A 12327-nucleotide genomic window follows, 5' to 3' on the forward strand; every position below is an offset into this window, starting at 1 on the left:
GCACCGTGCGCCACTGGGGACGGGAACGGGGAGGGGCACCATGCCGGAGCGCGCGCGGGGGACCGGAACGGACGAGTACGACTGGACACCGGCCATGCGGACCGAACGCCGGGCCCACCACGTCCGGCTGATCCTGGTCGGCACCGGGACCGGGTCAGGACATCAGCGCGTCGGCTGAGCCCAGGAACCGCACGCGGCCGTTCTCCACCCGGTACAGGAAGTGACTTGCTCGCGGCCGCAGTTGGCGCTGGCCCGGGAGAAACTCGATGGTGCGGGTGATGCCCTCGTGGACGCCGGTCCACAGGCTCCGGCGCAGCGCGTGGCGCACCTCCGCTCCGGCGGCGTCCCGGCCGTCGAGCCCGCGGGCGAGGAAGTGCAGCGCGTCGTACGCCTCCGCCGCGTAGCGCGGCACCCCGGTGGTGCCGAACCGTTCCCGGTAGGAGGACGCGAACTCCTGCGCCCCCGGGTGCGCGTCCGGGTCGATGAAGGAGGCGGTGAACGCCCAGCCCTCGGCGGCCTCCCCCGCCTCGGTGAGGAACCCCTCGCCGGTCATGACCCGTTCGGTGGTCACGCGCGGGCCGGAGAAGCCCGCCTCGTGCAGGGCGCGCGCGCAACGGGCGGCGCGCTGCGGGGAGTCGGTGGCCAGGACCACCGCATCGGGCTCCTGGGCCAGTGCCTCGTCGACGGCGGCGGCGAAGCCGTCCCCGTCGGCGGGGACCGGGTGGAGGGTGACGGCCCCTTCGGAGGGCGGGGCGTGGGTCAGCGACCCGGTCAGCCGGCGGATGCCGTCCGGGGCCGCGCGGTCCTCGATGACGGCGGTGCGGGAACTGGGCTCGACGTGCGTGAGATGGACGATCACGGCCGTGCCGTGATCCGCCTCGTCGAAGCGGAGCGGGAAGTACACGTCGTGCTCCCGGGACGACAGGGCGGTGGTGGCGACGGACACGGCGGCCACCGGCAGGCCGGCCTCGTCGTACACCGGCACGGCGGCCTCGGCCGTCCCGTCGGTGGTGGGGCCGATCACCGCGGCGACGGACTGCCCGGCGGCGAAGCGCCCGGCGATGCCGGCCGCCCGTTCCGCGTCCCCGCCGTCGTCACGGACCAGCAGGGCGAGATCGAAGGTGCGGCCGGGGCGGGCGTTGTGCTCCTCGACGGCGAGCCGGGCGCCGTTCTCCTGCGCCCGCCCCTCCTCGGCTGCCGGGCCCGACAGGTCGGCGTGCAGGCCGATGGTGTGACGCGGCAGCGGGCCCGCGGCACCCGGGCGGTCACGGGTCAGCAGGAAGCCCCCGCCGAGCACCACCGCCCCGGCGGGGGCGAGCACCGTCGTCAGCAGCCGCCGCCGGGACATGCCGCCGCCCCGGACCGGTTTCGCTGCCGCTCCGGGTGGGATCCCCGGGCCCGGGGCCGCACCGGCTTCGGTGGGCTCGGGAAGCCGGACGTCCAGAGCGCGCGCGGAGCGTTCGGCGACGAGCCGCGGCAGGCCGGGAGGCAGCCAGCCGCCACCACCGGCCGCCTCGGCCTCCCCCCCGCCCCCGCCCGGCCCGGGGTCCGCGCCGGCCTCCTCCAGGATCGCGCGCACCCGCCGGGCGTCGGGCCGCGCCCGCGGGTCCTTGTCCAGGCAGGCGCGCAGCAGCGGCACCAGAGGTTCCGGAACTCCTTCGAGGTCCGGCTCCTCGTGCACCGTGCGGTACAGCACCCCGGCGGCCATGCCGCCGCCGAACGGCCGGCGCCCGCCGGCGGCGTGCGCCAGCACACAGCCCAGGGAGAACACGTCGCTCGGCGGGCCGATCTCCCCGGCGCGGGCCCGCGCCTGCTCCGGTGAGAGGTAGCCGGGTGAGCCGACGACGACGCCGGTCGCGGTGAGCTGCGCCGCCCCGGCGGCGCGGGCGATGCCGAAGTCGATCAGCCGGGGCCCGTCCAGGGCGATCAGGACGTTGCCGGGTTTGACGTCCCGGTGCACCAGCCCGGCGTCGTGCACACCGGCCAGCGCCTCGGCCAGCCGCGCCCCGAGCACCCGCACCGTCCGCGGCGGCAGGGGCCCGTGGGAGGCGAGCACCTCGGCGAGCGAGGGCGCGGGGATGTAGGCGGTGGCGAGCCAGGGGTCGGGGGCCTGGGGGTCCGCCGCGACGACGGGGGCCAGCCAGCGGCCGTCCAGCGAGGCGGCCAGTTCGGCCTCGCGGCGGAACCGGCGCCGGAAGCCGGCCTCGTCCGCGTGCTCGGCGCGGATCAGTTTCAGCGCCACCAGCCCGCCGCCCGGCCCGGACGCCAGGTACACCACGCCCATGCCGCCCTCGCCGAGCCGCCGCAGCAGCCGGTACCCGCCCACCCGGACCGGGTCGGCGGGTGTCAGCTCCCGCACGGCGGGGCCCCGTTCACGGTCCGGCCGGGCGGCGGGGCGGGCTCACGCGGGGCAACGGGCTCACCCGGGGCCAGGTCACGCGGGACCGGTGAAGGCGAAGCCACCGTCGCGCACCTCGTACAGGAAGCTGCCCTGCCCCTCGAAGTCCCCCGTCTCCGGATCGAACGCGTACTCCCTGGTGATGCCCTGGTAGGTGGCCTCGCGCAGCGCTCCGGCGAGCCGGGAGCGGCCGGGCGGCCCGCCCTGCGCCGTGGCCGCCTTCGCGATCTCCTGGAGCACGAGCGCGGCCGCGTCGTACGCCTCGGCCGCCCAGTAACCGGGCGCGGCGTCGTACTCCTCACGGTAGGCGGCGGCGAAGTCCTCGGCGTCGGGGGCGCTCGCCGGGTCGATGAACGAGGCGGTCAGCTGCCAGCCCTCGGCCGCGTCCCCGGCCTGTTCGAGGAAAGCGGGGTGCAGGGCGGCCTGCGGGGCGAACCGCGGGCCGGTGAACCCGGCGGCCGCCAGTTCGCGGGCGACGGCGGCGGCACCCTCCGGCGGGCCGGCGAAGACGAAGGAGTCGATCCCGGCGTCCAGCATGTCGGCCACGACCGGGGCGAACCCCTCGGTCTCCAGGACGCCGGGCGGCACCACCCGCGGGTAGAGGGTGTGCCCGTAGTTCCGCTGGGCCACCAGGCTGACCACGGAGGTCATCTCGGTGCCGGTGAAGCCCAGGGACCGGTCCTGGAGGAGCCCGGGCCGCTCGGAGCCGGCCTGTTCGGCCAGGTGCACGGCGAGCGACCAGGCCAGCAGCAGGTTGGAGGGCCCGGTGCGCAGAAGGGCCCGGCTCCCCCCGCCCCCCAGGGCGTCGGAGGCCAGGCGGGTGTACCCGGGGGAGGCGGTGACGAGCGGCAGCACCGTCTCCTCGCAGACGGGCAGGGCGGCCAGCGCGGCGTCGTCGCCGGTCGGGCCGAGAACGGCCAGCACCCCGTCGTCCTCCGCGAGCCGGGCCGCGGCCTCGGCGGCCCGTTCGGAGCTGCCGCCGTCGTCCTCGGTGCGCACGGCGATCTCGAAGGGCTTGTCCGCGCGGGCGTTGTACCGGGCGACGGCCAGCCGCACGCCGCGTTCCTGCTCGCGCCCGGCGGCGCGGTCCGGCCCGGACAGGTCGGCCAGCACCCCCAGGGCGAGGCCGCCCGGGCTCCCGGCCCCGGCCCCCGCACCACGGCTGTCGTCATCCCGCAGCAGGTTCCAGGTCAGCGCGCCACCGCCCGCGGCGAGCACCGCCGCGCCGCCCGCCGCCAGGGCGAGCAGCCCGCGCCGGCCTGGCAGCCGGGAGGTCTTCCCGGAAGCCGGGGCGTCCACCCGGGTCGGTTCGACGGACGGCAGGTCGAGGGATTGCGCGGAGCGGGCGGCGATCAGCCGCACCACGTCGTCGGGCAGCCAGGCCAGCGCGTCGCCCTCGGGCAGCCGGTCCGCCTGCCGGGGGTCGTCGGCGAGACGACCCGCCAGCCCGGCGGCCTCCGGGCGGGCGGCCGGATCCTTGGCCAGGCACTCCCGCAGCAGCGGGGCCAGGCCGCCGGGGACGCCGTCCAGGTCGGGTTCGTCGTGCACGGTCCGGTACAGCAGTGCGTCGGCCGGGCCGGTGCCGAACGGCGGGCGGCCGGTGGCCGCGTACGCCAGGAGGCAGCCGAGGGAGAAGACGTCGCCGGCCGGGCCCGCGGTGCCGCCCTCGGCCTGTTCGGGCGGCAGGTAGCCGGGGGTTCCCACGACCACCCCCTCCGCGGTCAGGGTGGTGGCTCCGGCGTCCGACGGGCGGGCGATGCCGAAGTCGATGAGCCGGGGCCCGTCGTGCCCCAGCAGGATATTGCCGGGTTTGACGTCCCGGTGCACCAGCCCGGCCTCGTGCAGGGCGGCCAGGGCTCCGGCGAGGACCCGGCCGAGCACCCGGACGGCGCCCTCGGGCAGCGGGCCGCAGCGGTCCACGGCCTCGGCCAGCGACGGCCCGGCCACGAAGGCGGTGGCCAGCCAGGGCTGTTCGCCCTCGGTGTCGGCGCCGGTGACCGGGACCGTCCAGGCGCTGTCCACCCGGCGGGCGATGTCGGCCTCGCGCCGGAACCGGGCGCGGAACTCCTCGTCGCCGGCGTACTCGGCACGCACCATCTTGACGGCGGCGAGCTCCCCCGCGTCCGTGCGCCCCAGGTACACCACGCCCATGCCGCCCGCGCCCAGCCTGCCCATCAGCCGGTAACCGCCGAGGACCGAAGGGTCGTTGTCCCGCAGAGGTTCGATCACCGGTTCTCCCCCTTCTCGTTCCCGCTCTCGTTCTTGTCCTCCTCGCCGCCGGGGCCGGAGGGCTCCGGCGCCAGTTCGTTCTCCGCGCGGGAGGACATGAGGCCGAGTGCCTCGACAGCGGCGCGGGAGACCTCCCCGTCACCGCGGCCGTCCGCGCCCTTGGCGGATACCGCGAGCGTGAGCGGGCCGATGCGGGCCCGCATCCATTCGAAGTCGTGCGGGCCGCCCAGCTCGTCGCTGTGGAAACTCCCGGTCTCCGTCAGCAGGTCCTCGGTGGCGGAGTTCCCGAGTGTCCCGAACTCCATGGCGACCGAGATGAGTCCGCTCACCCACTCGTCCCGGCGCAGTTGCTGGTCGGGGCAGCGCAGCGCGTCCTCCACGGTGCGGGCCATCTCCCACTCCGCGCCCCTGGGGTCACTGTGGACGGTGGCCACGGCGGTCACCCGCAACGGGTCCGCGCCGTCCTCGGCGGGCAGTTCGGCGTGGCGCGTCAGGCTGGCCAGCACCCCGTCGGGGACGGGCTCCAGCACCCAGACGCAGTTCTCGTCGAGCACCGGCCACTCCCCCGTATCACCGCTGCGGCCCTCGGCCTCCACGAACCCGGGCCCGAAGGTCTCCGGCTGTGCCACGACCGCCTCGGCCAGCTCGGCGGCCCGTTCCCGGTCCGCCGGCACGCGGTCCGGGTCGGGGGTGAAGCCCGTCCCCTCCCCGCCCGCCGGTTCCCGGGCCTCGCCCTTGCCGGCGTCACTGTCCGCGCCGTCGTCCGTGGCGCTGCAGCCCGCCGTCAGCAGCGCCCCCAGCACCAGCGCACCGCAGCCGTGCGCGATCCGTCGCCTCACTGATTCCGCCCCCCGTCACTTTCCGTTGACGCCGCTCTCTTCCCGGTGACCGACCCTAGTCATCAGCCCGCGCCCGGACCACCCGGCCTCGCCCCGGGCGCCGGCTTCACGACACGGTTGTGACACGCCCGTCGCACGACCTCCGGATGGCCGTCACTCTCCCCAACAGGCGCCGCAGACCGCGTAATTCGCTGTCGGGCAGGCGCCCGGCCGCACGAGGCGGCCCGGCTCGCCGCGGGTGACGGGACGACGGCGGCCCTCGGCGCTGCGCCCCGGGCTGACGGGCGCCGGAGGGCGCCGCCCCCGGCCCGGGGAGGGACCGGGCCGAGGGCGCCGGGGTCAGTTGAGGGTCAGCTGGTAGTGGGCGAGAACGTCGCGCAGCGGCTGGGCGAAGGTGATGCCGCCGGCCTGGCAGTTCCCGCTGCCCCCGGAGACGATGCCGATCCCGCGGTCCCCGGAGAACAGCGGGCCGCCGCTGTCACCGGACTGGCTGCAGATGTCCGTGCTGTACAGCCCGAAGACGATGTCGCCCCCGCCGAAGTTGACGGCCGTGTTCACCCCCGTGACCGTGCCGCAGTGCAGCCCGGTCGCGGCGCCGCTGCGGCACACTCCCTGGCCGACGACCGCTCCGCCCACGGCGGTGATCTGCTGCGACTGGCCGTTGTGCAGGTTCACCACGCCGGGGTGGACGGCCTGCGGGGAGTGTTCCACGAGGCCGAAGTCCGAGACGGGGAAAACGGAGTCGACGGTCGTTCCCACGAACCCCGGCGCGCCGAACCAGATCGGGAAGGGCGGGGTCGGCCGGTTGTCCCGGGTGCAGTGCCCGGCCGTCACGAAGTAGTAGGTGGTCGCGGAGCGGACGTTGAACCCCACCGAGCAGCGCATGTGGCTGTCGTCCCGGTAGATGCCGTCGCCGCCCATCATCCGGGTGCTGAACGTGCCTTCGACCCGTTCCACGGTCAGGGCTCCGGCCAGCCTTCCGGCTTCCTTCCGCAGCGCGGCGAGGCCGGCGTCCGTCACACGTTCGTCGGCGAGCACCTCGACGCGGCCGGCGTCCTCGTCGACCGACCATGCCGTGCCGGCGATGTCGGCTCGCAGGACGGCGTCACCGGCCGCCTTGAGCTGGGAGACGCTGTACGTGCGGTCGGGTTCGGCCGCGGAGGCGTGCGGCACGAAGAGGGCGAGCAGGGCCGCCAGTCCCAGCGAGGCGGCTGTGGTCCGCAGGCGCCGGGCCGGGGCTCTGCGTGAACTGTGCGTGGGTCTCACGTGGTTCCTCCTGGGAGCTGCGTCGAGAACTGCGGCGGGGACTGCCGTGCCCCACGCGACCGTCGGGCACATGAGGAGCACAACCAGGCGCAAATGATCATGGACCTGGACAAGCTCGCCACAGTTTCTCCACGCTCGGCCGCACTGCCTACCGCGGCTTTCGGCCATTCACCCGGCGCATCGGAGCGCGTGCGGGAAGCCTTTCGCCCGGAGGCGCCGGGCGCGTCCGGGGAGGGAACGGAAACGGGGAGCCGGGCCGGTTGTTCCGGCCCGGCTCCCCGCCGGCTCGTGCGGTCAGGCGGTCACCGCGTCCTCTTCCTTCCGCCTGCCGTAGCTGACCCAGACGAACCCGAGGCCGGTCAGGACCAGGGTGGCGCCGAGTCCGCCGAGGAGGGCTGCGATACCCAGACCCATCTGGAGAGCGGAGTGGGTGACGGTGCCGACGCCCAGCTCACCGACCAGTCCGTGCACGGTCCCCGTCCAGGCCATCTCGCGGACCTTGCCGTCCAGCGGGTGCTGCCGGTCGAACTCGGTCCAGTAGCGGCCCTCCACGCCGACCTCGTACGTGCCGGCCTCGAAGGTCTCGCCCTCGTACTCGACGGCCTCTTCCAGCTCCACCGTGTGCGTGCCGTTCAGCACGTGATAGGCGATGGTGGCCATCTGGTACATGTACTCCGTCGCGGAGTTCACCAGCGGGTCGTCGGGGTCGAGGTCCGACTCGACGACCGGGTAGCCCCAGTCGTCCTTCAGGAGCTGCATGATCGCTTCGGCCTCTTCGGTGGAGCCGCGGTCGATCAGCTGACCGTCCTCGTTGTAGCTGAGCTCGACGTTCTGAGCCTCGCTGAACGACTGGAGGGAGCCGTAACCGTCCTGGATCTTGGCGAACGCCACCCCGCCTCCGGCCAGGAAACCCAGGCCGATGAATGCGAGCACCACGCCCAGAATCCTCAGACGCTTCATCATCACGAACTCCTCGTATTGTCGTTCCGCGCTGTCCCCTAGAGATTCCCGCACGTCAGGGGCCCGCCCCCAGGGCCGACAAGTGCGCCCGCGGGGGGCCGTTGGTCCCGGCCGCACTGCCTCACCCGGCCCCACAGGCCCACCCCGTCCGGCCGCCCCGGCCACCGGGCGCGGTGTGCCCGCCCCGGAATCCGGGACGGGCACACGGTCGAGCGGTACCGCAGGAGATCAGTTGAGCGTGACCCCGTAGTACGACAGCGTCCTAGTCAGGGGCTCGAAGAAGGTCGTGCCGCCGGAGGAGCAGTTGCCGCTGCCACCGGAGGTCATGCCGAGCCCGACGGTGCCGTCGAAGAACGGTCCGCCGCTGTCGCCCGGCTCGGCGCAGGCGTTGGTGCGCACCAGGCCGTACACGATGTCACCGCCGCCGTAGTTCACCGTCTGGTTGAGCCCGGTGACGTTGCCGCAGCGCACCTGCGTGGTGCTGCCGCTGCGGCACACCCGCTGGTTCATCCTGGCGTCGGCCGCCGAGGTGATCCTCTGATAGGAGCCGTTGTACAGGTTCACCTCGCCGGGGTGCCGGACCTGGGGGTTGTAGCGCACGAGCCCGTGGTCACGGCCCGGGAAGTAGGAGTGCTCGGTGTAGCCGATCCAGGAGGACCCGTTGTGCCACTCGGGGTAGGGGGGCGTGGGGCCGTAGGGGTCCTCGGTGCAGTGGCCGGCCGTCACGAAGTAGTAGGTGCTGCCGGCGTGGACGTTGAAGCCCAGCGAGCAGCGCCAGCCGAGGTCCGCGTAGATCGCGTCACCGCCGCGCATGAACGTCTGGAACGTGCCCTCGACGTGCTCGAACTCGATCGCGCCGGCAAGCCGGCCGGCCTCCTTCCTGATCTTCGCCATGTCGGCCTTCGAGACACGCTCGTCGGCCAGGACGACGACCCGTCCGGTCTCCTCGTCCACGGACCAGGCCGTGCCGGCCACGTCGGCGTCGAGGACGGCGTCGCTGGCCGCCTCCAGCTGGGTGGCGCTGAACGTCTGCACCGACTCGGCCGCCGCCGCCTGCGGGACGAAGAAGGCCATCATGGCCATCAGACCGGTAGCCGCGACCAGGGTCTTCAGCCTGGCCCGCGAGCCACTGCGGGAAGTGCGATGGGATCTCACTCAGTTCCTCCGAAGGGATGTCGTCGCCCTGTGGGGCGGGTGGACACGGTGAGAGCACTGCCAAGGGCTGCGCGCCATGCCCCTGACAACCGTCACAGTTTCTCCAACTGCCGACCAAAGTATCTACAGGGCCTTTCGGCCATTCCCCCGCGAACTCCACGAACGCACCCGTCACACCAGACACAACTTAAGCCCCTCGCACGGAAGTTCCTCCCCCCCTCCCGAGTCACACCAGCGCGCACACCGCGCCCGCCCGGAAGCAGCGCCCCGGCCGCACCGCCCCCGCCCGGGCGCAGGTGGAAGCGCATGTGCCCATGACACACCGCCGAAGCGCCACGCCCCGGCCGATGCCGGCCTGCCGTGCCCACGCGCCCCCGGCACACCGCCTGGCAGGGGTTGTTAGCCTGCGGGCCGTGAGCCTCCCCACCACCCGGAACGTGCGCGCCCTGCACGAGAAGTACGCCCCCTCGGACGAGATGCTGACGCTGGTCCACCAGCACAGCGAGATCGTGGCGCGAATCGCTCTGCGGCTCGCAACCCGCTGCCCGACACCGGTGAACACCACACTCGTCGAGATCGGCGCGCTGGTCCACGACATCGGCGTCTACCGGCTGGGCGACGCGCACTACATCCGGCACGGCGTGCTGGGGCACGAGCTTCTGCGCGAGGAGGGCCTGCCGGAGAGCGTGTGCAGATTCGCCTCCCGGCACACCGGCGTCGGCCTCACCCGCCAGGACATCCGCAGTCAGAACCTGCCCCTGCCGCCCGGCGACTACGTCGCCGAGACCGTGGAGGAGCGCCTGGTGATGTACGCGGACAAGTTCCACTCCAAGTCCAGCCCGCCCGCCTTCCTCGACGCCACCACCTACGCGGCGCACGTCGCCCGCTTCGGCCCGGAGAAGGTCACGGCGTTCAAGAGCCTGACCGAGGAGTTCGGCGAGCCCGAACTGGCACCGCTCATTGCCGAGTACGGGCACGCGGTGCGTCCCCGGCCGACCAAGTAGCGAGCGGCTGCGCTCGCTACGATCTGTCGTGCGAACGATGCCTCAGCGCGACCATCCGGAACCAGGGCCCGCAGGCCGCGCCGAGGCGACCGGGTGGGGCGGGACGCACAACGGACGAAGAGGCNGCTGGGACTCGGAGAGGCGCTCGGCGAGATCGGCACACTCATCGCCGGCCGCCTGGAGCGCGTGGAATGGGAAGGGGAAGCGGCCGCACAGTTCCGTGAGTGGGGACGAAGCTTCGCCCGCGAGTCTCGGTCCTTGGATGAGTTCACCCGCGATGTCGGTGAGGCCATCCGCCAGGCCGGCCAGGCCCTGTCGGAAGCCCAGTCCTCCATGCCGAAGGGGCCCGCAACCGGCCCGGTGATCGACCCGACCAAGGGATCAGCAGCCGGAACAGGCTTCCACGGATCCGACTTCCTCGACGACGTAGCAGCAGCACGCACCGAAGAAGACCGACAAGAAGCCATCCGCGTCATGGAACGCCTCTCCTCCCACTACCGCATCGCCGCCCAACAGATCGGAAACGCGGAAGCGCCCGCGTTTGATATGGGGCGAATGGGCGAACTTCCTGGTGATGGCGCTCCCCAACCCGGCCGGAGCAACGGTGACCGCGTCACGCCTGACTCCTCTGAGGCTCCACCCAAAAGCCCACACCACAACGGATCGGGAAGTAGTGCACTGCCGAACAGCCGGGAGGTCGCAAACCATCCCCCTGCCCTGAGCGGGCCGAGGACCGCACCCTTTGACGAATCAGTGGGCACATCACTGGACTCAGTAGCTCCCGGCGGGCATCCGACGGCTTCAAGCGGGGCCCAAGCACCGGGGGCTGCCCCCGTGTCCGGTGCGGGTGGGCAAGCTGCTGGGGCCCACTCACCGGTTTCTCTCCCACCAGGGCAACCAACAACTGGCTCGCGCAACCATGTTCCGGCCGGGCCGACACGCCCCATAGGCGGGAACCCGCCCACGGCGGCTCGTCCAGCGCGAGGTTTGGATGTGACACCTGGAAGCCCGCCGCGAACTCCAGGCGCAAGAGACGGCTCGGCCCCAGGTGTAGGGCGCCCTTCGCAGGCTGGAGGAACAAGCCGTGCGGCAACACCACTGAAAGGCGGCGCCGACAATGCTCCCACCGGCGGGCGGCCCACATCCGGCGCAGCAACGAGTGGGACGCCGGCGAAGAGACGCCCTGCACCCCCTGAAGGGATCGTGGGTGGTACTCGACGGCCCGCAGAGTCGTCCACTGGTGCATCGCGGCTCCCCAAAGGGGCCGTCATCGGCCCCACGCCTCCCGCCCACGCCGGTCGCAGCCCGCAAGAACGCGCCCGCAGGACCTCGCACAGTTACGGCCCTGTCATAGGAGCTCCGCCTTCGGCCTCGGAACGAAGTCACGGCCGGAACACTGGCAGCACCCGTGGAATGCCACGCACAGGGCTGACGTCACTCAAGGCTGGCAAGGCGAAAGGGGAGTTGCCGAAAGATCGAGGCGGCATCATCGGGCTCCCTGGCAACCAGGAGAATAGGAAGCAATCTTCCGATGAAAAGTAAGGATCCGTCGACGATCAACCCTCTCGGCCCATACCACGGTGACCGAATCAGCACTTCATCCCTTGCCAGGGATGATTCACCATGGCGCAGCATGCGGCTGCCATTTCTCCTGGTGACAGGATTCCTGCTTTCCCTCACAACGGTGGCGCCAGCGACTGCGGAGGAACCCACCCGAGCCTGGTATCTGGATGAGTACCGGGCCGCAGACATATGGAATCACACCCAGGGGGAAGGCATCACAGTTGCCGTAATCGATACCGGTGTCGACTCGTCAGTGCCAGAACTGAAAGATCAGGTACTGGAAGGAAGCGATTTTCTCGACCCTGCAGGAGTAGGCCATATCGATCGTGACGGCCACGGTACGGCCATGGCGTCCCTCATCTCAGGAACCGGGGCCGGCCAGGGAGTGCAGGGCTTGGCGCCGGAGACCAAGATTTTGCCGATTCGGGTATCTCACAAGGTGAGCGAGCTGGGCGTCGAGCTGGGAACGGGAGAACCGATACTCGATGCCATCGAGGTCGCAGCGGACAGTGATGCGCAGATTCTGAGTATCGCTGTGGGGACCCGTGGAGAGGATCCCAGGCTGCAGGAGAGAATCGACGAGGCTATCGCGGAGGCCGCTCGTCGTGGAAAGCTAGTCTTCGTCGCGGCAGGAAACGAAGCTCACGAAGGCTACAGAGCTGCAACACTCGCTCTCCAGGATGGTGCGGTGGGCGTGGGGGCTGTCGATCGACATGGCGAGCGAGCGTATTACTCCCAGCACGGCCCCTTCATCGGTCTGGCCGCTCCCGGGCAGGAGATTCCGCTGCGCTGCAGCCACGCTGGCGGCGCGGTGTGTCTGAGGGAAGGCGGCACGAGCGCCGCCTCGGCGTTGGCTTCGGCTTCTGCCGCGCTCATCTGGTCGGCGAACCCTGACTGGACGAAGAACCAGGTC

The 12327-nt window shown here is 72.3% G+C and carries 9 protein-coding genes; 3 read left to right on the forward strand and 6 right to left on the reverse strand.

Features of this window, described 5'->3' with window-relative positions:
• Positions 1-40: 40 nt before the first annotated feature.
• A complete protein-coding gene (locus ABD299_RS11755) occupies positions 41-178 on the forward strand; it encodes a hypothetical protein (protein WP_344261276.1) in 138 nt (45 codons plus the stop codon).
• On the opposite strand, the gene ABD299_RS11760 is transcribed toward ABD299_RS11755, so the two are convergent.
• The 6 genes from ABD299_RS11760 to ABD299_RS11785 form a co-directional block, all read right to left on the reverse strand.
• Positions 155-2359, reverse strand: a complete 2205-nt coding sequence (locus ABD299_RS11760) for a bifunctional serine/threonine-protein kinase/ABC transporter substrate-binding protein (RefSeq protein WP_344261278.1) — start codon at positions 2357-2359, stop codon at positions 155-157. The genes ABD299_RS11755 and ABD299_RS11760 overlap by 24 nt on opposite strands.
• A 75-nt stretch (positions 2360-2434) precedes the next feature.
• Positions 2435-4624 (reverse strand): bifunctional serine/threonine-protein kinase/ABC transporter substrate-binding protein, encoded by a 2190-nt coding sequence (locus ABD299_RS11765; RefSeq protein WP_425581317.1) that lies wholly within the window; start codon positions 4622-4624, stop codon positions 2435-2437.
• Positions 4624-5466, reverse strand: a complete 843-nt coding sequence (locus ABD299_RS11770; protein WP_344261282.1) for a hypothetical protein — start codon at positions 5464-5466, stop codon at positions 4624-4626. Before ABD299_RS11770 ends, ABD299_RS11765 begins: the two co-directional genes overlap by 1 nt.
• Before the next feature lie 339 nt (positions 5467-5805).
• Positions 5806-6732: a S1 family peptidase gene (locus tag ABD299_RS11775; RefSeq protein ID WP_344261284.1), complete on the reverse strand. Its 927-nt coding sequence runs from the start codon at positions 6730-6732 to the stop codon at positions 5806-5808.
• A 294-nt stretch (positions 6733-7026) separates the two neighbouring features.
• Complete coding sequence (locus tag ABD299_RS11780) at positions 7027-7695, reverse strand: hypothetical protein (protein ID WP_344261286.1); 669 nt, start codon at positions 7693-7695, stop codon at positions 7027-7029.
• A 225-nt stretch (positions 7696-7920) separates the two neighbouring features.
• Positions 7921-8847 (reverse strand): S1 family peptidase, encoded by a 927-nt coding sequence (locus ABD299_RS11785; RefSeq protein ID WP_344261288.1) that lies wholly within the window; start codon positions 8845-8847, stop codon positions 7921-7923.
• Positions 8848-9260: 413 nt separating this feature from the next.
• Here ABD299_RS11785 and ABD299_RS11790 point away from each other — a divergent pair, with 413 nt between their 5' ends.
• Entirely contained in the window at positions 9261-9851 is a 591-nt protein-coding gene (locus ABD299_RS11790; RefSeq protein ID WP_344261290.1) for an HD domain-containing protein, read from the forward strand.
• 1633 nt (positions 9852-11484) lie between these two features.
• On the forward strand, positions 11485-12327 hold an 843-nt coding region (locus ABD299_RS11795; RefSeq protein WP_344261292.1), incomplete at its 3' end, for a S8 family serine peptidase.

The sequence above is a fragment of the Streptomyces sodiiphilus genome (genome assembly GCF_039529215.1).
Taxonomy (GTDB): Bacteria; Actinomycetota; Actinomycetes; order Streptomycetales; family Streptomycetaceae; genus Streptomyces; species Streptomyces sodiiphilus.